General features: G+C 65.3%; 24 protein-coding genes. 5 read left to right on the plus strand and 19 right to left on the minus strand.

The features are described from left to right. Positions 1 to 781 precede the first annotated feature (781 nt). The 8 genes from rpsR to ACSC1Q_RS35745 all read right to left on the minus strand — a co-directional run bounded on the left by rpsR (position 782) and on the right by ACSC1Q_RS35745 (position 4,910). A complete protein-coding gene (gene rpsR / locus ACSC1Q_RS35710; protein WP_436763142.1) occupies positions 782 to 1,012 on the minus strand; it encodes a 30S ribosomal protein S18 in 231 nt (76 codons plus the stop codon). Continuing rightward, complete coding sequence (locus tag ACSC1Q_RS35715; RefSeq protein WP_436763143.1) at positions 1,009 to 2,166, minus strand: CobW family GTP-binding protein; 1,158 nt, start codon at positions 2,164 to 2,166, stop codon at positions 1,009 to 1,011. Before ACSC1Q_RS35715 ends, rpsR begins: the two co-directional genes overlap by 4 nt. Positions 2,167 to 2,303: 137 nt before the next feature. Beyond that, positions 2,304 to 2,468 (minus strand): 50S ribosomal protein L32, encoded by a 165-nt coding sequence (gene rpmF, locus ACSC1Q_RS35720; RefSeq protein ID WP_326639955.1) that lies wholly within the window; start codon positions 2,466 to 2,468, stop codon positions 2,304 to 2,306. A 12-nt stretch (positions 2,469 to 2,480) separates the two neighbouring features. Then, positions 2,481 to 2,780 (minus strand): 30S ribosomal protein S14, encoded by a 300-nt coding sequence (rpsN, locus tag ACSC1Q_RS35725; protein ID WP_350960469.1) that lies wholly within the window; start codon positions 2,778 to 2,780, stop codon positions 2,481 to 2,483. Further along, complete coding sequence (rpmB, locus tag ACSC1Q_RS35730) at positions 2,780 to 3,016, minus strand: 50S ribosomal protein L28 (RefSeq protein WP_436763144.1); 237 nt, start codon at positions 3,014 to 3,016, stop codon at positions 2,780 to 2,782. The genes rpsN and rpmB overlap by 1 nt, the downstream gene beginning before the upstream one ends. 26 nt (positions 3,017 to 3,042) lie before the next feature. Further along, entirely contained in the window at positions 3,043 to 3,288 is a 246-nt protein-coding gene (locus ACSC1Q_RS35735; RefSeq protein ID WP_436763145.1) for a type B 50S ribosomal protein L31, read from the minus strand. Between the two features lie 4 nt (positions 3,289 to 3,292). Then, positions 3,293 to 3,457 (minus strand): 50S ribosomal protein L33, encoded by a 165-nt coding sequence (gene rpmG, locus ACSC1Q_RS35740; RefSeq protein WP_355552578.1) that lies wholly within the window; start codon positions 3,455 to 3,457, stop codon positions 3,293 to 3,295. 361 nt (positions 3,458 to 3,818) lie between these two features. Next, on the minus strand, positions 3,819 to 4,910 hold the full coding sequence (locus ACSC1Q_RS35745; protein WP_436763146.1) for an IS630 family transposase: 1,092 nt from the start codon (positions 4,908 to 4,910) through the stop codon (positions 3,819 to 3,821). A 561-nt stretch (positions 4,911 to 5,471) separates the two neighbouring features. On the opposite strand from ACSC1Q_RS35745, the gene ACSC1Q_RS35750 reads away from it, so the two are divergent. After that, positions 5,472 to 7,406 (plus strand): ATP-dependent nuclease, encoded by a 1,935-nt coding sequence (locus tag ACSC1Q_RS35750; protein ID WP_436763147.1) that lies wholly within the window; start codon positions 5,472 to 5,474, stop codon positions 7,404 to 7,406. 191 nt (positions 7,407 to 7,597) lie between these two features. Here the strand turns inward: ACSC1Q_RS35750 and ssb are convergent, their stop codons facing one another. Together ssb and ACSC1Q_RS35760 are read right to left on the minus strand one after the other, a co-directional pair. Then, the gene (ssb, locus tag ACSC1Q_RS35755) at positions 7,598 to 8,017 is read right to left on the minus strand and encodes a single-stranded DNA-binding protein (RefSeq protein WP_436763148.1); all 420 of its coding nucleotides are present in this window, start codon (positions 8,015 to 8,017) and stop codon (positions 7,598 to 7,600) included. A 285-nt stretch (positions 8,018 to 8,302) separates the two neighbouring features. After that, on the minus strand, positions 8,303 to 8,899 hold the full coding sequence (locus ACSC1Q_RS35760; protein ID WP_436763149.1) for a hypothetical protein: 597 nt from the start codon (positions 8,897 to 8,899) through the stop codon (positions 8,303 to 8,305). Positions 8,900 to 9,184: 285 nt separating this feature from the next. Between ACSC1Q_RS35760 and ACSC1Q_RS35765 the strand changes: the two genes are divergently transcribed. Together ACSC1Q_RS35765 and ACSC1Q_RS35770 are read left to right on the plus strand one after the other, a co-directional pair. Further along, the gene (locus ACSC1Q_RS35765) at positions 9,185 to 10,312 is read left to right on the plus strand and encodes a hypothetical protein (protein ID WP_436763150.1); all 1,128 of its coding nucleotides are present in this window, start codon (positions 9,185 to 9,187) and stop codon (positions 10,310 to 10,312) included. A 48-nt stretch (positions 10,313 to 10,360) separates the two neighbouring features. After that, a complete protein-coding gene (locus tag ACSC1Q_RS35770; protein WP_436763151.1) occupies positions 10,361 to 10,492 on the plus strand; it encodes a hypothetical protein in 132 nt (43 codons plus the stop codon). Positions 10,493 to 10,764: 272 nt separating this feature from the next. On the opposite strand, the gene ACSC1Q_RS35775 is transcribed toward ACSC1Q_RS35770, so the two are convergent. The 3 genes from ACSC1Q_RS35775 to ACSC1Q_RS35785 form a co-directional block, all read right to left on the minus strand. After that, positions 10,765 to 11,520 (minus strand): restriction endonuclease, encoded by a 756-nt coding sequence (locus tag ACSC1Q_RS35775; protein WP_436763152.1) that lies wholly within the window; start codon positions 11,518 to 11,520, stop codon positions 10,765 to 10,767. Between the two features lie 501 nt (positions 11,521 to 12,021). After that, on the minus strand, positions 12,022 to 12,192 hold the full coding sequence (locus tag ACSC1Q_RS35780; RefSeq protein ID WP_436763153.1) for a hypothetical protein: 171 nt from the start codon (positions 12,190 to 12,192) through the stop codon (positions 12,022 to 12,024). Between the two features lie 198 nt (positions 12,193 to 12,390). Beyond that, positions 12,391 to 13,251, minus strand: a complete 861-nt coding sequence (locus ACSC1Q_RS35785; RefSeq protein WP_436763154.1) for a hypothetical protein — start codon at positions 13,249 to 13,251, stop codon at positions 12,391 to 12,393. Positions 13,252 to 13,602: 351 nt separating this feature from the next. Here ACSC1Q_RS35785 and ACSC1Q_RS35790 point away from each other — a divergent pair, with 351 nt between their 5' ends. Further along, positions 13,603 to 14,295 carry a thermonuclease family protein gene (locus ACSC1Q_RS35790; protein ID WP_436763155.1) on the plus strand — a complete coding sequence of 231 codons (693 nt, stop codon included), beginning with the start codon at positions 13,603 to 13,605 and terminating at the stop codon, positions 14,293 to 14,295. Between the two features lie 110 nt (positions 14,296 to 14,405). On the opposite strand, the gene ACSC1Q_RS35795 is transcribed toward ACSC1Q_RS35790, so the two are convergent. Further along, positions 14,406 to 14,660 carry a helix-turn-helix transcriptional regulator gene (locus ACSC1Q_RS35795; protein ID WP_436763156.1) on the minus strand — a complete coding sequence of 85 codons (255 nt, stop codon included), beginning with the start codon at positions 14,658 to 14,660 and terminating at the stop codon, positions 14,406 to 14,408. A gap of 142 nt (positions 14,661 to 14,802) precedes the next feature. Here ACSC1Q_RS35795 and ACSC1Q_RS35800 point away from each other — a divergent pair, with 142 nt between their 5' ends. Next, on the plus strand, positions 14,803 to 16,164 hold the full coding sequence (locus ACSC1Q_RS35800; protein WP_436763157.1) for a hypothetical protein: 1,362 nt from the start codon (positions 14,803 to 14,805) through the stop codon (positions 16,162 to 16,164). Positions 16,165 to 16,520: 356 nt separating this feature from the next. Here ACSC1Q_RS35800 and ACSC1Q_RS35805 read toward each other — a convergent pair whose 3' ends face one another. The 5 genes from ACSC1Q_RS35805 to ACSC1Q_RS35825 form a co-directional block, all read right to left on the minus strand. Further along, positions 16,521 to 17,504, minus strand: coding sequence for a site-specific integrase (locus ACSC1Q_RS35805; protein WP_436763158.1), 984 nt, complete (start codon positions 17,502 to 17,504; stop codon positions 16,521 to 16,523). Between the two features lie 19 nt (positions 17,505 to 17,523). Next, positions 17,524 to 18,231 (minus strand): hypothetical protein, encoded by a 708-nt coding sequence (locus ACSC1Q_RS35810; RefSeq protein ID WP_436763159.1) that lies wholly within the window; start codon positions 18,229 to 18,231, stop codon positions 17,524 to 17,526. A 109-nt stretch (positions 18,232 to 18,340) separates the two neighbouring features. Then, entirely contained in the window at positions 18,341 to 19,831 is a 1,491-nt protein-coding gene (locus ACSC1Q_RS35815) for a hypothetical protein (RefSeq protein WP_436763160.1), read from the minus strand. 47 nt (positions 19,832 to 19,878) lie between these two features. Beyond that, entirely contained in the window at positions 19,879 to 20,661 is a 783-nt protein-coding gene (locus ACSC1Q_RS35820) for an AAA family ATPase (protein WP_436763161.1), read from the minus strand. After that, a complete protein-coding gene (locus ACSC1Q_RS35825) occupies positions 20,658 to 22,307 on the minus strand; it encodes a TnsB C-terminal domain-containing protein (protein WP_436763162.1) in 1,650 nt (549 codons plus the stop codon). The genes ACSC1Q_RS35820 and ACSC1Q_RS35825 overlap by 4 nt, the downstream gene beginning before the upstream one ends. Positions 22,308 to 22,513: the final 206 nt, after the last annotated feature.

Consider the following 22,513-nt stretch of genomic DNA (forward strand, 5'->3'; position numbering starts at 1 on the left):
CGTCGTGCGGAATCGCCACGTGGCCGCAGCCCTCACCGTGCCGGTGATCGTGTCCGGTGTGTGGACGATGCTCAGTCGAAACAGACATGATTCCCCCCGCTGAATTTGGTATGCCAATACCGAACAATACCCAGGGAGGTTTGGGTTTCAAAACTCACGAACGACGACGGTTCGATCTGGATAACCATTGTCGATTGCTGTTCTATCTTTGCGGTTTCTGTATTGTTAATTTAAAGTGAGGGGAAAAATTGTGTTTTGAGAAAGCAGGGATCGGAGTTTGCCGGGCCAGATGGCCTCGCGCGGCGGCCGGTTGTTCGCGTTGGTCGGTCGGTAGCGCCGGTACGCAGAGAGATCGTTCGATCCAGTGGAAAATACGGCAGACGGAGGCGGCCTCCGGGAGACGCGCTCCCGTCACCCGCCTCCGATAGACGTGCTTGATGCATCATTCGCTCGGGGACTCGATAGGGGAAGTCGACCGCCCCCCTGGCCTCCATCGGCAGGAGATGGCCGCAGGTCCAGGCGCCCGAAACGCCATACCCCACGCTCTGTGGCCCGCTCGATCTGCATTCTCGGGGCCGGTGAACCAATCGGAAAGCCTGCCCCGGCGTGCTACGTACTTCGCGAATCCGAAATATTCAATTATGGTTATCAATATTATTACGGGTTGGAAGATTGCCTTCCGCAAAACACTCAGCTGGCGTGCTTCAGCTGAGGCGGTCAACGAGCATCTATGTTCGCTGGCAGGCAGCGGTGCAACGACTCTTTGAACTTCTCCGCTTGGTCAGCGGGATCGCGAGGCGGAGGCGTAGGGGAGCAGGGCCATCTCGCGGGCGTTCTTGATCGCGATGGCGAGTCGTCGTTGCTGCTGGACGGTGACCCCGGTGACGCGGCGGCTGCGGATCTTGCCGCGGTCGGAGATGAATTTGCGGAGCAGGTCGGTGTCCTTGTAGTCGATGTGGCTCACGCCGTGCAGCGGGTTGGCCTTCTTGCGGGACGTGCGGCGGGGTTTCACGCGGAGGTCTCCTTCAGGTCGAGGTCGAGGACGGAGGCGAACGGGTCGGGGTATCGGGCCCAGACGTCGGAGCCGGCCAGGGTCTCGGCCTCGGTGAGCAGGCAGGAGTCCAGCAGCCGGTGGATGCGGTCGTGGTCGAGGTCGGGGCCGGTGAAGGCGAGGTGCTGGACGCGGTCACCGAGCTGGGGGGTCCAGTCGAGGGTGGCGGCCATGCGCCGGGCCGGGCTCTCCATCTCCCAGGCGGCCTCGGGCAGGGTGACCAGCCAGGGACCGGCGTCCTCGACGGTGATGACGCCCGCGACGGCGTCCCAGGCGAGCAGGCGCTCGTGCCGGGTGGCCAGCCAGAACCGGCCGCGGCTGCGGACGGTCTCGGTGACGAGCTCGTCGACGGCGTCGAACAGCCGCTGGGGGTGCAGGGGGCGCAGCCGGTGCCAGACCACGGTGGAGATCTCCCCGGTACGCGCGTCGCAGGGCAGCTGGGCGGTCGCCGGGTCGACGCGGGCCCCGAGCATCTCCACGTCGATCCCCGCGCCGGTGACGGCGGGCAGGGCGAGGTCCGGCGGGGCAGCCGGGGTGGTGGGGGCGAGGTGGCCGAGCACGGCCAGGGCCAGCTCGACGTCTTCTTCGTCCGCGCCGGACACGACGAGGGCGGTGGCGTACTCGATCTGGCGGACGAGCACCTCGGCCAGGTGGCGCGTGTCGCCGGCCGCCGCGTGCTTGCCGTGGGCGGCCAGGGTGTCGCCGCAGCAGATGTCCTCGGTCGTGCGTGCCGCGTCGAGCGCGGTCAGCACTCCGGTCAGGCGCAGGCGGTGCACGGTGTCCTCGTGCCAGGCGAGGGCCTCGGCCACGGTCCTGGGCTCGACCGAGTCCCACAGCTCCACGATGAGCAGCGGCGCCGAGCCCGCCAGGGATAGCAGGACGGGGATGAGGTCCTCGCGCACGGTGCAGGTGACGCAGCCGTGCGCGAGTCGTACCTCGTGCAGGTCCAGCGTCCCCGACGTGTCGCGCACGACGCGCTGCACCCGTCCGGTGCTCACCTGCCGCAGGTCGTGGTGGATCGCCACCGATCCGGGATGCTCGGCGAGCAGGCGGTCCACCAGGGCCGAGCGCGGTTCGGGATGCAGTCCGGAGACGATGACGACGGGGACGGACATGACAGCTCCTCTCATGGTGCGGGGTTCACCGCGCGGGGTCGGCGCGTGGTCTCACGGTGCCGGTTCGCGGCGGTGGTGGCTTCGGGGTGCGGGCCGGTCCTCGGGGGATGCTTGCCGGGAAGCTCGGGAGGCGGTTTTCAGGGGGTGAGCAGGCCGCGCCGGTAGGCGCGGACGAGCCGGCGCGGTACCAGCAGCTCGCGCCCGTCGATGGTGATCGGGACGAGGTCGGGCGCGGTGGCCTTCCACTGCGAGCGGCGGTGGCGGGTGTTGCTGCGGGAGGTCTTGCGTTTGGGGACGGCCATGTCGTAGTGCTCCTACCAGCTGGACTTGGTGACGCCGGGCAGTTCGCCGCGGTGGGCCAGTTCGCGGAAGCGGATCCGGGAGAGCCCGAATTTGCGCAGGTGGCCGCGGGGGCGGCCGTCGGTGCTGTCGCGGTTGCGCACCCGAGTGGCACTGGCGTCGCGCGGCTGGCGGCTCAGCTCGCGGACGGCCTGAGCCCGCTCGTCGGGGGAGCCGGTACGGATGATCTCCTTGAGCTCGGCCCGGCGCTCCGCGTAGCGGATGACGACGAGCTTGCGCCGCTCGTTGGCCGCGATCTTGCTTTTCTTCGCCATCAGACGCGTTCTCCCCGGGCGCGGATGCGGGCCACGGCGGCCTCGATGCCGATCTTGTCGACGGTCTTGACCGCCCGGGCGCTGAGCGTCAGCCGTACGAAGCGACCCTCGGCGGGCATCCAGTAGCGGTGGGGCTGGATGTTGGGACTCCAGCGGCGCCGGGTGCGCCGGTGGGAGTGGGAGACGTTGTTGCCGAACACCGGCTTGACGCCGGTGAGCTGGCAGTGGGCGGACATACGGTTTCCTTTCTGAAGAGAGCGGGTCAGGTCTTGCCGTAGCGCTGGTTGAACCGTTCGACCCGGCCCGCGGTATCGAGGACGCGGCTGCGGCCGGTGTAGAAGGGGTGGCTAGCCGAGGAGACGTCGACGTCAACGAGCGGGTAGGTGTTGCCGTCCTCCCACTCGATCGTCTTGCTGCTGGTGACGGTGGAGCGGGTCAGGAAGGCGAAGCCCGCGCTTGGGTCGCGGAACACCACGGGGTGGTAGTCGGGGTGGATGTCTTTTCTCATCGCGTCAGCGGTCTTCTCGAAACAGCACGTGCTGGCGGATGACCGGGTCGTACTTGCGCAGGGTGAGCCGGTCGGGATCGTTGCGGCGGTTCTTGCGGGTCACGTAGGTGTAGCCGGTGCCCGCGGTGGACCGCAGCTTGATCACCGGGCGGACGTCGTTTCTGGCCAAGCGTCTTCGCTCCTGAGAGGGGGACAGATGGGGCAATAATAGCGATAACCGTTTTCATTAGCGAAGTGGGGGTGGCGATGACCCACCGTCTCGCCACACACTCCTTGACGATCTACTTAAAAGAGACGGCACAACCTGCCGTGGAAGAGCGCGGCGGGTCCTCACCCGGCATTCGACGCAGGCAGGCCATACGGGACTGGTGGAGGCTCTGGCGCCCCTGATCCTGTGGAGGCGGGGGCCTGGATTCCTGGAGCACTCATTGAGGGGGAGTGGCATGGGCGCACGCCATCCATCGGAGCTTCGGTGTGAGACGTCAGATCTCGTCGAGGCGGGCCATGAAATCGCCGATGTGGTTAGAGATCTAGTGTCCTGCGTCAGAAATTCGTCGGCAATATCGGGCTAACGAGTCGAGGATCTCCTCGGCGGTCTTCTTCCAGACAAACGGGCGCGGGTTGTCGTTCCAGTCGGCGATCCAGGCGCGGATGCCGCTCTCCAGGGCTTGCACGCTTTTGTGCACTCCGCGCCGGATCATCTGGTCGGTCAGGAAGCCGAACCAGCGCTCGACCTGGTTGATCCAGGAGGAGCCGGTCGGGGTGAAATGCATGTGAAAACGGGGATGACGGGCCAGCCACGCTTTGATCGCCGGGGTCTTGTGGGTGCCGTAGTTGTCGCAGATCAGGTGGACGTCCAGGTCCGCGGGGACACTCTTGTCGATCGTGATCAAGAACTTCTTGAACTCCGCGGCGCGGTGCTGGCGGTGCAGTTCACCGATGACGGTGCCGTCGGCGATGTTGAAGGCGGCGAACAGGCTGGCGATCCCGTTGCGGACGTAGTCATGGGCGCGCCGCTCGGGCATGCCCGGCATCATCTGCAATACCGGCTGTGAGCGGTCCAGGACCTGGATCTGGGACTTCTCGTCCACGCACAACACCACGGCCCGCTCGGGCGGGTTGTGATACAGCCCCACGACGTCAACGACCTTCTCCACGAACAGCGGATCACTCGACAGCTTGAAGGTGTCGGCCCGGTGGGGCTTGAGGCCGAAGTCGCGCCAGATTCGCCCGATCGTGGACTTCGACAGTCCGCTGCGGGCGGCCATCGAGGTCCTTGACCAGTGGGTGGCGTTCCTCGGCACCTGCTCCAAGGTCGTCACCACCACCTGCTCGACCTGATCCAAGGTGACCGAGGGCGGGCGGCCGGGGCGCTGCTCGTCCATCAGCCCCTCCAGCCGGAGCCGAACGAACCGCCGCCGCCATTTGGAGACCGTGTCGCGGTGGATCCGCAGGGCGGCGGCAATCTCAATGTTGTCCAGGCCGTCCGCACACGCCAGCACGATCTTCGACCGCATCGCCAGGACTTGTGAGGACTTCGCACGCCGGGCCCAGCGTTCCAACGTGGCCCGCTCATCAGCGGAAAGCGTCACCGGAGTCTTGGGCCGTCCCGTTCGCGCCATGCAGCCCATTCTAGACTTAGCCGACGAACTTTAGACGCGGCACACTAGCGACGCATCGCTCCAGCGGCGACTCGACACCGCGTTGGAGCGTAATCGTCAGCTCTGGGATCAGGTCGGCGATCTCACTCGGCGACTGGAGGCAGCGCTGGGTGAGGTCCGCAGGCTCCGGATTCTTGGACCTTCCTCAGATCAAGGATCTCAGCTCCAGTAAGGGACCTGCTGCGAGACCTCGGATGGCCACCGCGCGAATGATCACCCATGTCTTCAATTAACACTTAAAAGTAGAATCTCATTCTGAGATTTTCTCACCTGAAAACATAAGGTCCACATTTGTGGCGAAATGTCGGATTGGAACGAAATAGAAACTGTCGTTGCGGGGGAGTACGCTAATCGACGTAAGCGAAAACCCCGGCGCACGCGGGTTCACGCGAGCACCGGGGTGTGTCTTGATTCGCGCCTTGACTCTATCCCGAGGTCAACAGCCAGGCCATACCGGCCTGCCACGTTGTCACCTCTGCGTGTTCCTTCCTGATGCGCCGGACCTACCCCCTGGAAGGAAACATGCAGCTCATCAGGGCGCACATCACGCACTATCGGTCGATCGAGGATTCCGGCCAATTCGATGTCGAGAAGGCCGTCACCTGCCTGGTCGGCAAGAACGAGTCGGGGAAGACCACCGGACTACAGGCCCTCTATCGGCTCAACCCGGTCGAGTCGTCGGCGAAGTTCGACGAAGTGATCGACTTCCCCGCGAGGCTGACCCGCAAGCGCAAGGAATTCCGTCCGAAGCAGAGAATTCCCGTCATCGTTGCCACCTTCCGCTACAGCGACGACGAGGTGGCCGAGATCGAAGAGGACCTCGGTCCCGGCGCTTTGCTGAGCCCGGAGTTCACCGCGACGAAGGGCTACCGCAACGACAACGTCACCATCACGCACTCCTATGACGAGGAGGCGATCGTCAAGCACCTCATCTCCGGGCTCGACCTTCCCAAGGTCGCCGCCGAGGAGGTCAACGCCACCTCCACAATCGCGGAGCTCCTGGAGACCCTGGATAACTTGGAGGAGCTGCCAGCAGCCGCCAGGGAAGTCGCCAGCCGCATCCGCGAATGGCGGAATCAGGGTGTCAGCTACCATCTGATCGACGAATATGCCTGGCCGCGAATGCCCAAGTTCGTCTACTTCGACGACTACGACACCATGCCCGGCAAGGTCTCCATTCCCGACCTGATGCGCCGCCGGGATGAGGGACAGGTCACCCGGGGTGAGCAGGCGCTGCTCAGCCTGCTCACCATCGCCGACGTCGAGCTGGAGGACTTCCACCGGACCGACCAGCACGAACGCCTGATCAGGGAACTGGAGAACTCCGGCAACGTGATCTCCGACGAGGTCTTCGAATACTGGTCACAAAACGACGAGCTCGAGGTCCAACTCGAAGTCCTTCCGGTGGAAGACGGGGCGCCCCCTCCGTTCAACGAGGGCCCCATTCTGCAGATCCGGGTGTTCAACCGACGCCACCGCGCCTCCGTCCCCTTCGACGAGCGCTCGCGCGGGTTCGTCTGGTTCTTCTCCTTCCTGGCCTACTTCACCGACCTGGAGCGCGAGTCCAACCGAGACCTCATCCTGCTGTTGGACGAACCCGGCCTGTCCCTGCACGGCCGGGCCCAGCAGGACCTGCTCCGCCTCATTGATGAGCGTCTGGCGCCTCGGCATCAGGTTCTCTACACCACGCACTCGCCGTTCATGGTCTCGTCCGACCAACTGCATCGCGTGCGCACCGTCATCGACCGGGACAAGGTCGGCACGAAGGTCTCCTCCGAGATCTTCGAGGCCGACACCGATACCGTCTTCCCCCTGCTGACGGCCATGGGAATCGAGATGAGCCAGACGCTGTTCGTCGGCGAGCACACCCTGCTCCTCGAAGGCCCCAGCGACCTGATCTACCTTGACGTCCTGTCCGATCTGGTCCAGGGCCAGGGGCAGAACGGGCTTGACCCCCGCTGGGTGAAGACGCCAATCGGTGGCTCCGGCAAGCTGTCCACCTTCGCCACCCTGCTCGGCGCGAACAAGCTCCACGTCGCCGTCCTGGTCGACTCCAGCACCAAAGACGTCGGGGCCGTCCAGCGCCTGCGCGCTAACGGCCAACTCGCTACCAACGGCCTCATCGAGATCAGCGAATTCACCGGCACCGCTGACGCCGACATCGAAGATCTCTTCAATCCGGACTTCTACCTCGCCCTGGTTAACCGGGCCTACAACCAGCAGTTGGCGAGCCCGATCACCATCGCGGACCTCAACCCCCACGACCCTCGCATCGTCCGGCAAGTCGAGGCCTACTTCCGCCAGCACAACATCGCCGGCGGCAAGCTGGACCACTTCAAGCCCGCGGCCGTCCTGCTCCGTCAGCAGCAGGACATCCTGACCCAGCACCCCATCGACCAGGCCACCTTCAACCGCGCGACACAGTTGTTCACCCGACTGAATAGCCTTTTGCCCTGACGTTCTCGGCCGCAGCATGAGGAATTTCTGCCGCGGCCGATGCTGATCCATGAGGTCAGGAACGATCTTCTAAGGTCTGGGCCCGCGAAGCGGGCCCAGACCTTAGAAGATCAGAACGGGGCCTCTTGCTCATCGAAACCGGCACCAGCGCCAGCCATGGCCGGCTCCTGGCGCTCCTGACTCTCCCCGTTTCAGGGGGCGGAAGCGTTGTCCCAGGACTCGGCCGGGTGCGGAACCTTTTCCCGCTTGACACTGTCGACCTTGGCGGTCGTGAACTTCAGCGAGATACCGGCGTCCTCGGCGATGACCTCGTTGACCCATCGCTTGATGCCCTGTTTGTCCTCATAACTGCGCTGCTGGAGTCGACCGGTGACCACCAAACGGGTCCCCTTGGAGGCCGACGCAGCGATGTGCTCTGACAGCTCACGGAAGGCCGAGCACCGCATGAACAAGGTGTCTCCGTCGACCATCTTGCCGCTGGCCTTGTCGAACACCCGGCGGGTGGAGGCGACGGTGAAGGCCGCGATGGCGGTGCCCTTCTCGCTGAACTTGAGCTCGGGGTCGTCGGTGAGGTTGCCGACGATGGTGACGGTGGTGTCGCCGATGGACATGCTGAAGCTCCTTCGTGAGCTGAAGGTGGATGGAAATCGAAAGATCGGGAACCCGAGATACAGGGAACGGGCAGAAAGACCCGGGCGGGAGAAGCTGAGCCAACCCGCGTCGAAGACATGTCCGCGACGCATTACCTCAGGTCAGCGCATGATCAGTTCAGAGAACTCTGCATAAGGACCGACCTTCGCCCCGGGTTCATCGCCCGACGATTGTGCTGCGCCGCTCCATCATGATCACATCGCGCCAGGTGCCGTGGTGGGCAGCGGCCAACGGCGGCAATGCTCTCACCGCTGTTGGCGTCGTTCCCGGCGGGCCCGTTCCCGGGCCCGGACCAACGACACCATGCGCGGATCCAGCTCCTGCTGCGGCGGCGGCGGCGACCACCGCTCCACCGGCGAGAGCGCCGCATCCAGTACCGCCTGCGCCGCCTCATCGGCCTGATTCCACCGAAGCTTTTCGGCCTCGACATCACGCTCGGCGCGCTGAGGCGCCGCCCGCTGGCGGGCGAGGATCACCGCGGCGGCCCTCGGCGATGCCATGCCCAAGACGAACCGCGCCCACTGCGCAGCTTGAACGGGCTTGGCACTGGCGTTGGCCACCATCACCGCCCAGTGGCGTCGTTGGCGCTGCTGCTGTTTGCGCAGCTGTCGCGCATGCTGCTCCAGCACCGCCGATCTGGGCATGATCGGCCTGCCGTGCCCGTCCAGCCACCCGGCCAAGCGGTACTGCGCCCAATCGCCTGTCCCATACGGGAACGGGTTGTACAGCCACGGGGTGCCATCAGGCCGGTTGTCCAGCGCGTACAGCACGTCGCTTTCCCACCAGCCCGCCTCCAGGAAACGGCCGGCCGCCTCCCGCGCCCAGCCCGGAACCTCGAACACGATGTCTCCAGCAGTCACCTACGCTTATCAGCATCGAAATCAGCGTTGAGTCTCATCCGGCCAAAGCCTGCCCTCCAGCACGGCACACACCACTTGAGACGGCGTATGCCAAAAACGCAAAAAGCCAAGAAGGACCACGTGCAGTGCAGGAACCTCCCGCCGGGTGAGGTCTGGCCACCGCGTCAGGAAAGCGCTGTCGACGTGCCGTCGCAAGGAGGCCTCGCTCGGTAAACACGGACATCTCCGGCGGGCCGGTGCGCCAGGATGAACGCTGTGATAGCGGACTTGGACTCCTACGAACTTCTTTGGCCCACAGCGTTGTTCGTCGCCGAGGGACAGCGGGTCGCGCGCTCCAGCGCAGGAATGTGGAGTGATCGCGTTATCTGGTTGCTGACCGAGGCGCTGTCGGGGGCAACAGCGGTGGCCGACTTCGAGGATGTCGCAACCCTCAAAGCCTTCGGACAGGCAGACCCCTGGGCGTCGGCGGATCCGTGGGCATCGGCGTCAGCACAGGCGGCACACAGGGATCCCCAGCGGGAATGGTTCACCGAGCTGATCAATCGCGCCGGCGAACTACGGCACGCGATCACTCCGCGACCGTACTGGCCGCAGCGCCACGCCGACAGCTTCCCCTCCTTTCGCAGCGGTCCCAGGGATGTACGCCGGGAGTTCGCCCGGATCGTCACCGATTTCGAAGCCAACGGCTACCTGGTGGAAGCGTTCGGCAAGGAATGCGTCGACGACCATCGCGACCTGCCAGAGCCCGCGGAGGTCATCGACCGCCGCCTCGGCATCGCCGACCTGTGGCCGCTGAACCCCGCCGCGTGGGACGACGACACCTTCTACGGGCTCGTGGAGGTCTTTCACGACCTGCTCAGCCGGCCCCGCCGGCGCCACTATCACTCATGGAACGACTGCGGCTGGCACTACTCGGAGTTCCACGCCGTCCCCGGACAGACGCTGTACCGGTGGAAGATCAACCACATGCTGCGCTCGGCCGGGATCGACTACGAACTCGCCGCCGAAGGGGAAGACCTCGGACGGCTGGTGGCGATCACCGATGATGGGCGCAGCCAGCTCGTCCAGCAGGTCTTGCACGCCTCGGCGCCCAGTATCAAGGACCAGGTTGAGCATGCGATCGCTCTTTTCCGTAGCCGTTCCACCTCACCCGAAAACAAGCGGTCAGCGATCGTCGCGCTGGCCGGAATCTTGGAGGAGCGCCGTCAGCTGATCCGTGACGACATCGGCAAACCAGACGAAGGCGCGCTGTTTGAGATCGCCAACCGCTATGCCCTGCGTCACCGCAGAGCCGACCAGCGCGGCGACTACGATGACGCGTTCTTGGACTGGATCTTTTGGTGGTACCTGGCCACCGTGGAGCTCACCAACCGCCTGATCGCCACCCGGCAGTAATCACATCGGCGTCAGCAACGATGTTCCCTCAGCCAAGACCTCCGGCCGGTGGCCGATCCGCAGGCCACCGACAGCGCATCCCCAACCTGGCCCATCTTCACGGCCATGACCGGCCTTTCCCGCGACCTGCTGTTCAACGTTGTGCTCGCCACCGATCTCGCCGGTGCACAAGAACCGTAACCACCGCTCCCGCTGGCGGCCGCCGAGTCGTTTTAACGCGTGACCTGCGGCCGTAGTGGCACTGTTCACCCGGCAGGGGCCGCGGCGGCCGTTATCAGCACGTTCGAACCTGGTGACCCGGGCCCGGACACAAAAAGAACTCCCCTCAGGAAACCTTGCATCGCGCTCGTAGGGTGTTCACGGCCGACCCTCGAGTGGGCTTTCCGGCGCTGCCTGGCGGGCCTGGGCCGGCGGCTGCGGGCGGCGCTATGTCCGTTCGGCGTGCATCCGTTTCAGGGCCGCAGGGTGTCGTGGTGCGGGGCGGGGCGGTGGTGGATGAGCCGAGAGGAGGTGTGGCGCAGGCGCCGCCAGCGTCGCAGCGGGGTGGTCAGTCTCAGCAACTGCTGCAAGGACGCCTCGCCGGTGGCCCAGCGGTCGAGCTCGTCGCGGCCGAGTAGGTGGATACGGAAGTCGACGGCTGTCTGGCGGGCGTCGCGGGTGAAGGAGCCGTTGGTGACTACCACCGCGACGTCGCCTCCGTGTGCGGCGGCGGCCGTGCCGTTGACCTCGTAGATCACCCGGGAGGCGACCTTGGCGGCGGTGGTGGTGTGCTTGCACTGCACGACGATGACGTAGCCGCCGCGCTCGCGGCCGATGACATCGGCCGCCTTGTCTCCGCGCTGTCCCACGTGCCGGGCCGCGATGCCGTCTCGGATCATGAGGTCACGCACGGCCCACTCGAATGCGGTGGGACTCATCGCATCCAGCTGCGGCAGCGTCAGCTGCAGATCGCGCAGCCGCGCAGAACGGCGCCGGGCGGCAGCGGCTTTCCATTGCAACCATCCGATAATCGCCGCAACGGCGCACACTCCTGCCGAAACACCGATGTACCAGGTGCTGAAAATCGCGTCGGCCACGGCGCTGATGATCTGAATCGCGAACGAGCCGATAACGAGTGCGATGACGGCGGCGGCGCACCATTCCGCCGGCCCGGCGGGCGTACGCGGCCGCGGAAGGCGCCGCCGCAGCGATCCGATGCGACGTTTCACGGCGCCCCGGTCGGGTCGGGCGGCGGCGGCTCCTGATCGACGTTGGCGACCTGCTCGGGGGCTTGGACAGGAGGTGCGGGCTCCGACACCGAAGACGGCGGCTGGGCCGGGGCGGGTTGCCCGGTTCCGCTCTGGTTCCAAAACCATGCGAGCGCGGCGATAGCCGCCAGCACAACCCAGCCCGATCCCTTCGCGCTTTTCGGTTTCGGCCTGCTAACCCAATGTCCGCGCCGATAATACTTACCTCGAGGCATAGCGACTCCCTGGAAATGGTGATGGCGTTTTGCCGGGTAGCGGCTTATGTGAGATGTAAACACGAGCCACCGACAGATGAGCCCACATTCGCAGCGTTCAGGAAAGCCGGGAATAGACAAATGTGTTTCCATCGGGTGAGTGGATTGTCGCGTTTTTGACGTAGCAGCGAGTGGACTCAACGCCTCATATGCCACCGAAAACGGCTGAACGAGCAGGCCCCGGCCGAGAAGAGCGCGGGGCCGATGATCATCCCAACGAGGTACCTTCGAAGAGGCCGCACGCCCAGGTCAGCACCTGCGCTGTGAACACGGGCTTGGCCTCAGCGGTCAACTCCACGATGAACTCCACCTCGATCTCGCCGTCCGCGCCGCGCACCGCGTCCGCCAGATCAATCTCCGTCACGCCGCCTTCAAGCACCGGGCCGCTGCCTGCTGCCTTCGTCTTCTCGGCGGAAAGGAGCGGGGTGCGGCGGTACTACGGGATCACCCACCGCAAACCAGGCACCCGGTCAGCGTCGACGGTGCTCCTGGATCGACATCCAATACCCCGGTTGTGGGCGGGTCGATCCGTTACCGATCGCTGTGATGGCGGATCTTTTCCACCCCAGGGGCGAGGTCAAGGGGTGATGGGCAGGTCACGGCGGGCTTGGTCCAGGTCATCGCTCCAGATCCACAGTCGCTGGGCGGGGGGTACCTGGTGGTAGCCGTAGAGGCCGACCTCGTTCAGGCCGCGCAGGTCCACGCAGATCCGCTGGAAGGCTTGGGCGATCGCGGCGGCGGGGCCGTCTTCCAGGTTGCGGGCGCCGAGTTTGATGGCGGCCCGATACTCATACCCCAGCAGCAGGTCTTCGCCGAACTGCGCCCACGCTCCGCGCTTTTCGGCCCAGGCGCTCTCGGCGTCGCTCACCAGCAGGGTCAGGTCGGCCGCTGAGGGCAAGGAGGGGTAGATGAGGAAGGTGGCGGCCCAGCCGGAGGCGACCATGTCGAGGTTGAAGGTGCGCCGCCGCGGGTCGGTGCGGGGCGGTAGCGGGTCGCCGGCGCTGCCGGTGAACCAGGCGCCGGTGTAGGCCAACAAGCGGCCGTTGCCCTCGATCAGCTCGCCGGTGGCGATGACGGCGAGTTTGCGCTGGGAGCCGTCGGGGCGGGTCAGGCGGGCGGTCACCATCGCCTGGTGGGCAGCGGCCGCAGCCTTGCCCGCGGCCAGGTGCCGCGCGGCCGCGTCCGGGGTGATCCGGGAGATCAGGTAGTCGCGCAGCTCCTGCGGCAGGGCGTCGTAGGTGCCATCCAGCAGCCGGGCCTTGGTGCGCTCCAGGGTGGCTTGCGCGGTGGCGGGGTTGCCGCCGTAAGAGCTCTCGGGCGTGTCGATGGACACCATCCGGATCGCCATCGCGATCGTCGGGGTGTCGCCGTCGGTCACCCCGAGCAGCTGGTAGTCGTTGGCGGGTTTGCTCGGCCCGACAAAACCAAGATCAACCATCAGTGCTCTCCTGAACGGGGTGCGGCGACGGGGAAGGTGTGCGTGCTCAGCAGGAACATCGCCGTTGATCACTACTTCGTTGCCGCCCATGCCGATTCGGTCATCTGTCCCCGTTGTGATCCGGCGAGCTGGCCTCGCCGGCCCATTCGCGCTGATTGCCGCGGACCCCCTTTTTTTTCGGTGACGTCGAGGGTGCACCTCTCGTCGGGAGGGGCAACGGGGGTGAGGCTTTTCGGGGTGCGGTTAGCCGTCGATGTGAAGGATTCTTACACGTTCCAAATTGGTCACCATCTGTATCGAATTGAACCCATAAGGCTACGGTCGAGGCTCTGTACCGTGTGAAGGAGTCCCGTGAGCCGAAGCATCAACGCCTCCCTGCTCGCCGTCGCTCTCGCCGTGCCCCTGGCCGTGGCCGCGCCCGCCGCGCCCGCCGGTGCTGGCGCCATACCGAAAAGCGCGAAGAAGGCGACGGTCGTGAAGATCGTGGACGGTGACACGATCGATGTGCGCTTCGCCCGCACCGGCTCCACCGTCCGCGTCCGCCTCCTGCAGGTCGACACCCCCGAGCGCGGCACGTGCTGGTTCACCGCCGCCACCAGGCGCACCGGCGCCCTGCTGCCCGTCGGTAAGACGACGTACCTGCTCGCCGACAAGGAACCCAAAGACCGCTACGGCCGATCCCTGTTCTACGCGTGGAACACCGGCGGGGTGTTCGTCAACCGCAACCTGGTGCGCTACGGCTACGGCAAGGCCGTGCTGTACAAGCCGAACGACAAGTACATCACCGTGATGCGCGCCGAGCAGGCCAAGGCCAAGCGCGAGCGGCTGCGCATCTGGTCGGGCCGGTGCGACACCACCAACACCCCGACTCCGACCCCGGCACCCACCTCGACGCCGGATCCGCCCTCGGGCGGCAACGATCCCCGCTTTCCCACCTGCGCGGCGGCCAACGCCGCCGGATACGGGCCCTACCGGCGCGGAACCGATCCCGAGTACGCCTGGTACCAAGACCGCGACGGCGACGGCGTCGTCTGCGAACGCTGATCCCCGGCCTCGGAAAGCCCCCGCCCGCAGAAGGGCGGGGGCTTTCTACGATGGGGTGAGGTATCGCTTGGCGTCCGCGTCGATGACGTGAATGTCCTGGTTGTTGGTCTTCACCCTCTGCGCAGGACTTCGCAGCCGTCGAACAACTCACTGACCGAAACCTCGAGGGCATCAGCGATCTGGAAGACGTTGTCCAGCCGGGGGCTGTACATGCCGTTCTCGATACGGTTGATGGTCTTGCGGTCGACGTCGGCGAGTTCTCCGAGTCGTTCCTGGCTGAGCCCTTGACCTTCCCGCACGTCGCGCAGCCGCAGACCGAACTGTCTGCGCAGCTCAGCGAGGCGTGGCGGGATCGGGGCGGGCACCTACCCAAGGTGACGTGCATGATCCTTCAAGGTCTGTACCAAGATTGGTACACATCGTGAAGGGGGGCCAGCGCACGCCTCCACGGAGCGCAAGGCTGGCGGTGATCCTTTGCTCACCCCGGCAAACCTTGAAGAGGCAACGATGATCACTACGGAGCCGCATCGTCCCGCTCGCACGGTCCCCCTGCCCCGACGTAACCATCACGGTGGTCACTCTCCCGCCTGGCTGCTGGCCCAGGCCGCTCAGCTGTCGTGGGAGATCCACTCCATCTTGACCTTGATCCACGGTGCGCGACTCAACCTCACCGAGGAGCTGTCGCTGCAGTACGAGACGACCCAGGCGCTGATGAACGCCGCCCACGCCGGCGTCCTGGTGGAGGCGCGGTTGCCGCTCGCGCCGTCCTGGAGCAGCGGGGTGCCGCGCCCGCGGTCGGTGTTCGCCCAGGCCCGCGAAGCCGGCAGCGATCCGCAGTCGGTCCTGCCGGAGATGATCGTGCCGGCCAAGCCCGCCATCCCCGCCGAACACCTGCAGGCCCTGATCGAGGCCTCCCGCCCTGACCCCTTTCCCCACGCCCAGTGCGCGGGCGTCAACCTCAAAGGAGCGCGCTGCGCCAAGCGCATCTTCACCGGCATCGGCGCCGCGCACTGCCACGTGCACCTGACCTCGGCCGAACAACAGCGCCGCGAGCAGCTGCGGGCCGCCCGTGAGCAGGTTCGCCAGGCCGAAGAGGACGCGGTCGAATCCCAGCAGATCACCTTGGCCCACGAATGGATCGACCGCTATGGCCGACGCCCGCACCGGGTGGAGCTGCCCACCTTGCCGCCGCGCCCCCACCAGATCACCCTGGCCCACCCCGATGCTCCCGCGTCGACCGATCAGCCTCATCCGATCATCACCGCTTATGAGAGCGGCTGGCTGCCCCTGTGCCCCCGCGCCGGTGAGATCATCAGGGTTTTCCTCGACACCCCCCGCGCCACGGCCGAGGAGATCGCCGTCCATGCCGCGGCCCAGACGCCAAGCCGCTGGAGTGATGCCGAGCAATGGCTGGACTCCAGCATCTGGGACGGCATCCAACCGCCTCTGGAGCACCTACCGGTCACCGGTGAGGCGCCTGATCTCGACGAATACCCCGGCATCTACACCTTGCGCCTGCAAATGATCAGCGATGAGCGCACCTGGAACCACTGGGAGAGCGGGTTTTACGCACTGGTACAAGCCTGCGGGCATCCAGCGGTGGAAACCATGGCCGACCTCGTGGCGTTCTGGCAGCACGTCGGCATCTTGACGCAAACTCAGGGCGCACCGAGCAGTTCCCCCACCGGCCCGCAGCTGATGATCAGCGCTACAACGCGCTCACCCTGGCGGGTTCTGCACGCGATGGGACGCCCCCAGACTCCGCACGCGCTGATGCAGGCGGTGCGCTTTTTGACCCAGGCGGCCGTCCCATGGGATCGCGAGATCTCTCCCAGCGAAGTCTTCGACCTGGCGCGTATCGCGATATAGACCGCACCACACAACGGGGCCTGACCGGCGGGCCCGGACCCGAAGTTCGTGAGGAGCGCGCCGCCGGTCAAGGCGGCGCACATCTCAGCAGGCCAGGCGAAGGTGAGATGATGCGTGGCCGCCCAGGCATCGATGTGATCGACAGCGCCGCGCAGGGCGATTTCGTGTTCGGTCACGCGATAGGTGATCAGAGTGGGGGGCACGTCTGCGACGACGCGCCGCACCAGCCCTTGGCCGGCCAGTTCGCGCCTCACGGTTGCGGGACCGAACGGCGATCCGGCGGGCGCACCCCAAACGGCCGCTCACCCCTTGTCGGCCCCATCGGCACGCATGAGGCGTCGTCTCCTTGGCCCTCATCACCGAGTGATGACCGACAGCCTGCCCGAGGCGACCAGCCCAGCATCATTCTCCTCATAACCACCCACCCGGCCGTCCTGGCCCGGTAAGGCGGCGCAACCGGCGCTCAGCCGGGGACGATGGGGCAAGCCACAGTGCTCGGCAAGAGCGCGCACGATGATGAGCACGCGCGCGCTGGTCAAAGGCAGGTCGCCAGTTCCCCCTTCTTCGGCAGGGGTGGTGGCCAGCAGCGGTCCGCGTAGTTGCTCCCAGTGCCGTCCCAGCCTCGCGCTGCGCCGTTCCAGATACCCGCGCACCAGCCGGTCGGCGTGACCGCTCAAGGGCACACGATCACTGCTGTCGGCCTTCACCAGCCACAGCTCGCCTACGGTGAGCCTCAACGCGCTCAGCTCATATGCCAGCAACGGCGGCGGCGCGATTTCGGTGTAGAACCACATGGCCACCAGGGCGGCATCGCGCCAGGCCCCCTCAGAGCCGTCATCTGATGCGCGCGCATCGGCGTAGTCGACCAATACCGCGCTGGCCAGCACTCCATGAACGCGCACACGGGGACGTGCCGGCTCACCGGACGGAAACTGCACCCCTTGAGTAGGGTCGCGCACACAGACCCGATGCTGCACCAGATGCGCGTACCACAAGCGGACGCTCGCCGCGCGCTTGGCCGGCGGCATCGACGTCTCGCTGCGTTTCGAAGTACTGACCCAGTAGATGACATCCCAGGGAGTCGCCGTCAACGGGTTCACGTGCGTCTTCTGGCAATGGCTGAGCCAGCTGCGGATGCCCTCCAGGTGGGCGGCGCGGGCGTGATCTGGTCTATCGGCCAGCCAATCAGCCGTTGCCTGGACGGTCAGATCGAGGGTCGCCGCTGATTGAGGGTCTGCAAACGGCAGGTGAGCATCGCCAGCGCTGCCGCGCTCAGGAACGGGCCCGCTCATCGGCGCCGCCGTGGTGGGTGTGAGGGCCAGCGCACCGGCCTCGTGCACAAGGCTCGACCGAAGCCGTTCACAACAGGTCCGAGCCGTGATCGGCGCACACCTTCACCACCTCACCAGTCATTGGCGGCTCACCGGCGCTGAAGGCGAACACGACATCGGGGTGCAGCACAAACGGCAGACCGTCCTCTTCAGCAGCGCGAGCCTCGCCGGGCTCGCCGCTTTCGTCCGCCGGGGCGCGAGAAAGCACCGCGATACCGCGTTGAACCAGCTCAGTAACCGTGACAACGGGAAGTTCGACAGCATTGTGCGCGCCGTGCGACACCTGACGCAGCGAGGCGACCAGCAGGCATGCTTCCTGGGCAAGTACAGGAAGCGACCAGTCGTGGTGGGCCTGAAGGGCATCAGCCACTTTGCTTGGCAGTGCACCTTTTTTCTCCTGCAGGTTCAGCGCACCTTCGCTGCGCTGAACCTGTCTTCCCGTCGCGGCCAAAGGGCCTTCCAATGCCTCAACGGCAGCCTCCAACTCCTGCATGCTCCAGCCGAAGGCAGAGGTGACCTGTCCATCGGTGAGGGGGCCGAAATGCGCCAACGCGAGATGGAGTGCTCTGCCGTTTTCAAGATCTCGCGGCATGGATTCCACAGTAACGACGGAGGTTTCCTCCATCAGTTCCTTTGCTGTCAGCCCAAGGATGAGCTGCAGCTTCAACACCTCCCGGCCGGTGAGCTCACCCAGATCGATCGGCGCACCAGGTTGCTGGCGGGTCAGTGTGGTCACCGCGTTAGTGAAGATCCCATCATTTATCTCAGCGGTCCGGCTCCACACGCGAGCACTGTCGATATGTGTGAACGGCATAGATCCTCCCGAGCGCGAAACAACGGCGAATTCAGGTGTGCGCCTCGATCGTGCGGGCCGCATGAGCACGAGGATGAAGCGGTGCCGCCACCCAAAAGCAGCGCGTGAGTAAATGCCACTCCTCGCCACGCTCAGCCAGCATGGATTTTCCCAGACGCAGGCCACACCGCTGCGCGGTGTCTGCCAGTGTCTGCCCTTCCACACCGATCCCCGTAGCCAGGAAGCGCTCACCGGTGCCGAAGTTCTGCAAGGCGACGAACGCGTGCGCCGCTGCCAGTAAATCCCTCGCCCACACCGGAATCGGGTAGTGCACCTCGACCGGGGTCAACATCCCCACGGTGGAGGCGTCTGGCGCCACCATCGACATGTAGGTCAGGCTCAACCTCCACGTTGAAAGGCCGGTTGCCAGGAACACTGCCAAAGCACCTGCCCGCACCGGATCGACAATATGGCTGCGGATCTGTTCGGCAACGGCCGGCGTGAGCGGCGGGTCGGCGAAACCCGGCCCGCCCAGTTTTTCCGGGTCGGCGGGAACAGCAAGATGAACGCCGTGCAGCAGGAAACCCGCCTGCGCACCACGCAGGAGCGCAAGAGTATGCGCAAGGGAGGGGGCGGTAGCGACGAGTCCGGCGACAAAGCGCGTGACCGCTTGGTGATCCTTCCAAGGACGGGGCAAAGACGCCGACACCGAAGGCAGAGCGTCGGCCACCTGCAGGGCCAGGTGATCAAGGGCGAGCTTAAGCTCACCAGCAACCCGACCGTTCGGCATGTTGCGACCGTCCTGCTCAGCGCCCTTACCAGAGCCGGCAGGGGCGTTGGCTTCGACCTCATCGCAAAAGGCCTCACAGGTGGACAAGAAAGCGCATGCGGCGTCCATGGCCGAGGTGTAGAGCAGATCCACACGAGCGAAGTCCTCACGGCTCAGCGCCCGGAAGGTATCGGCACGAAAATGCAGTACATTGCTTCGCGGCACCTCGGGTAACGCTTGGCTCATCACCGCGTGAATCTGTTTTTGCTGCTCTTGCCCCACCAGGGGCGAGCATCGCTGCTCAGGTGCGACAGCGGGCACAACAGCGGGCGGCTGTGACTTCTGGTCCACGATCGGCGCGGGGGCTCCCTGCACGACCTTTATGGTCGCCGCCGGCAGCACCCCCTCCCATGTCACAGGCGGCTGAGCGTGCCAGACCAACGTCAGTGACGCGTTGGCGTCCGCGGCCAGGTGCACCAGCCGGGCCAGACTCGGGCGAGACAGCCGATGGGCTCGCAAGATCACCAGCTGCCGGATACCTGCTCCCTTGACCCACGCCGCGGCGCTCATCCACATCGCGGTGGCCGTCACACGCTCCTTCACCACGACGGCCGGCCGTTTACCCAGCGCGACCAAGATGTCTTGGGCCAGCGCCACCATCGCCGAGATGCCGACCGTGGGATGCACCGTGAGAACACCGTTGGCGACATCGTGCGCTTGGAGCGCGGCGTGGGTGATGCGGTAGTCGTCATCCGGATCCACCAGGATCGTCACCAAAGGAGGAGCAGGCGCTCGTGAGGACAAGGCGCCAGAGGTGGTTGTCACTGCACCTCCTTGCGTCCGCCGAGCCTGTCAAACACCCACAGCAAGACGTCCTGGTCGACCGTCGTGCGCTCCAGCTTCTTGAGCGCGCGAACCGCCAGCACGGTGAGTTGCGCCCAGGCGCGGAAGTTGCCGTGCCCAGCGCGCCGATTGGCGAGCAGGATGTCTTCAAGGTCGGCCTCGGCCCAGATCGAGTGGTAGACCGGCATCACCGTCATCACCTCAGCGGCGCTCATCGGCTCGAACTTCTGCCACAACAACACCCGAGAAGCCAGCATCTGTTCACGCTGCAGCACCTTGTAGCAGTTCGCACCCCCCACAAAGATGATCGCGATATCGGTACCCGGGTCATCCCACAGATGACGCCACAGCTCAAAACAGTCAGTGGACAGCCATTGCGCCTCATCACACACCAGCACCCGGAACTTTTCCGCCAGCTTCTTCTTGAGCAGGTTGTCGAATTCCAGCGGGTGAGCGGGCGGAAATCCTGGCAGCTCGAGAGCGGCGAACAACACATGACGGATATCACGCGGGTAGGGGTGCGAACGAAACTGGATACGCACGGTCTCCTCAGGAGCCAGCTCACGCAATGAGGCGTTCACCGACAACGTCTTCCCCAGCCCGGCATCGCCGTGCACGCACATCATCGCGCGCTCATCGATCGCGATCTCCACATTGTCCTGGATGAGTTGAAGCGCGTCGGTCACCACCACGCTCGCGCCCTTCAACCGCAAGAAGTGATCATGAATTTCAGCCAGCGGAGACACAAAACCCGCGCTCATGATCTATCCTCCCGCTCCGCAGAGGGGCTCTGTGGCGGCTTCTTGGGCGGCGGCTTCTTGGGCAAAACCCAGCCAGAGGCAGGAGGCCGCAACGGAATGAGATCCGAAGCCGCCCGGGCGGGCAGCTCCTCATCAGCGGCGCCCGCCAACTCGGCCCTGGCCTCCTCAGAGGTCATCGCCCCCAGCAACCGAGGCGGCTCTGCCTTGGTAACCGCCCCATACTGGACCCTGCGCTTTTTCGCAGCGGCCTTAAGCGCCTTGGTGACCCGTTTGCTCGCACTACGGCGCGCGGCTTGAACCGCCGCGACAGCCTGCTTCGACGCCTGATCCGACAAACCGGCCGAGCCCAGATGACGGCCAGTGACCGCGTCGAACACCTCAACCTCATGATCATGATGGGGCATGTACCGCAGGCGCACCTTCTTGCCCACCCCACCAGAGCCCGTCATCCACGCCCCGACATACTTGCGCCCGCGCCACGACACCCCACTGCTGGTGATGACCCGCTCGCGTCCGTCGTCTTCCAGCATGAACAACCGCAGATCCTCGGCAGGAATACCATCGACCGGCCACGGATCATCCAACCAGGCTTGATGCGGGGTCCGGCCCGACAGGGCCGGTTTAGGAATATCGAAGTTCCATTCCCGCACCCACTCCAGCAGAAGCTCGACGAAATCTTCAAACAACAGCGCGGGCTCGTCCGGATCGATGGGCTTGCCCCCGAGAAAGGTAGGTTGGCCGACATAGTGCGGCAGCGCGTTGAAGAACATTTTCTCCGCAGCGCCGTTCAACTCCTCGACGGTCCCCTTAAGCCACGGGCAATAACCCGGAAGGTCTCCGACAACAACGGCGAATCGGTTCAGCGCCGCCGTCACCGTCTTACACAAGAAGTCCTTACCTCGATCGACGCGCAGTAGTGTCGGCACTCCACCGAACGGCCCGTACTGCTCATCGTGCAAGATCGCACTGCGCAGCGCAGCCAGGATGCTGGCCCGATTGGGATATCCAGGGGTCACCGCCAGCCCGCAAATGGCATCGGTGGCACAGTCAACGAACCAGGTCACCCACGGCTTGATCAGTTGCCCGTCGACGTCGACCCGCACCGGTACCTGGACATGATCACCTTCCCAGACCGTGTTGCGATGGTGACCTTCGGTATCGGTAGGCCGGCGCAGGTAGACATCGAAACGGCGGCGCGCCAATTCCCCCTTGCGGATACCGCTCCACTCGCCCGGCGTCAACGCACGGTTGACCGCCCGATACAGCGTGCGCAGGCTAGGCGCGGCAGGGCCTCCGGCGCGTTCCTGCTTGACCAACTCCCGGTGCAGGTGCGCACAGTTGCCCCCCAACAGCGCAAGCTGGGCGAGAAGGTCGTCGGTCAGCGTGAACGCGCTACGGGACTTGCGCTCAGTATGCCCATTGGTTCGCGCTCGCTCGAGCCAGCGCCACACCGTTCGTTCCGAGGCATTCAGGCACGACGCCACGAGCCGCACATGCTGGGTGGCCAGTTCACCGCGCGCTTCCAAAGCCAGCAATCGCCGGGTCGTCGGCCCACGAAGCTCGTGCAGCGATTCAGGCTTCTGTTCCGATTCATGTTCGGGCGTTGTGCTGTGGTCTGCGTCAGGGGCGGAAGGGGGCATCTGCATTGGCCTCCAATTCGGCGGGCCGTATCAGGACATAAAGAACACAAGGCAACCCACCTCAGCGCCGATAATTAACGACAATCGACTACTGCGGTGGCCCGAGGGGCCATTGAGACGGCCCGTCGACTGTGTGAGCCACGTCACTGCCGAGTCGTATGTTAATACCAAAAATCACTTGGTGCTATGGAGTAGCCACAATGAGGTTCCAA

Origin of the sequence: Streptosporangium heterodermiicola, assembly GCF_051390675.1 — a bacterium.
Classification (GTDB): Bacteria; Actinomycetota; Actinomycetes; order Streptosporangiales; family Streptosporangiaceae; genus Streptosporangium.

Bases quoted from the DNA above. Each gene is read 5' to 3' on its own strand.
- ACSC1Q_RS35735 (WP_436763145.1), bottom strand. From the start codon at position 3,288: ATGAGAAAAGACATCCACCCCGACTACCACCCCGTGGTGTTCCGCGAC.
- ACSC1Q_RS35715 (WP_436763143.1), bottom strand. From the start codon at position 2,166: ATGTCCGTCCCCGTCGTCATCGTCTCCGGACTGCATCCCGAACCGCGC.
- ACSC1Q_RS35825 (WP_436763162.1), bottom strand. From the start codon at position 22,307: ATGCAGATGCCCCCTTCCGCCCCTGACGCAGACCACAGCACAACGCCC.
- rpmB (WP_436763144.1), bottom strand. From the start codon at position 3,016: ATGTCCGCCCACTGCCAGCTCACCGGCGTCAAGCCGGTGTTCGGCAAC.
- ACSC1Q_RS35750 (WP_436763147.1), top strand. From the start codon at position 5,472: ATGCAGCTCATCAGGGCGCACATCACGCACTATCGGTCGATCGAGGAT.
- ACSC1Q_RS35745 (WP_436763146.1), bottom strand. From the start codon at position 4,910: ATGGCGCGAACGGGACGGCCCAAGACTCCGGTGACGCTTTCCGCTGAT.
- ssb (WP_436763148.1), bottom strand. From the start codon at position 8,017: ATGTCCATCGGCGACACCACCGTCACCATCGTCGGCAACCTCACCGAC.
- ACSC1Q_RS35785 (WP_436763154.1), bottom strand. From the start codon at position 13,251: ATGGTTGATCTTGGTTTTGTCGGGCCGAGCAAACCCGCCAACGACTAC.
- ACSC1Q_RS35820 (WP_436763161.1), bottom strand. From the start codon at position 20,661: ATGAGCGCGGGTTTTGTGTCTCCGCTGGCTGAAATTCATGATCACTTC.
- ACSC1Q_RS35800 (WP_436763157.1), top strand. From the start codon at position 14,803: ATGATCACTACGGAGCCGCATCGTCCCGCTCGCACGGTCCCCCTGCCC.
- rpsN (WP_350960469.1), bottom strand. From the start codon at position 2,780: ATGGCGAAGAAAAGCAAGATCGCGGCCAACGAGCGGCGCAAGCTCGTC.
- rpmF (WP_326639955.1), bottom strand. From the start codon at position 2,468: ATGGCCGTCCCCAAACGCAAGACCTCCCGCAGCAACACCCGCCACCGC.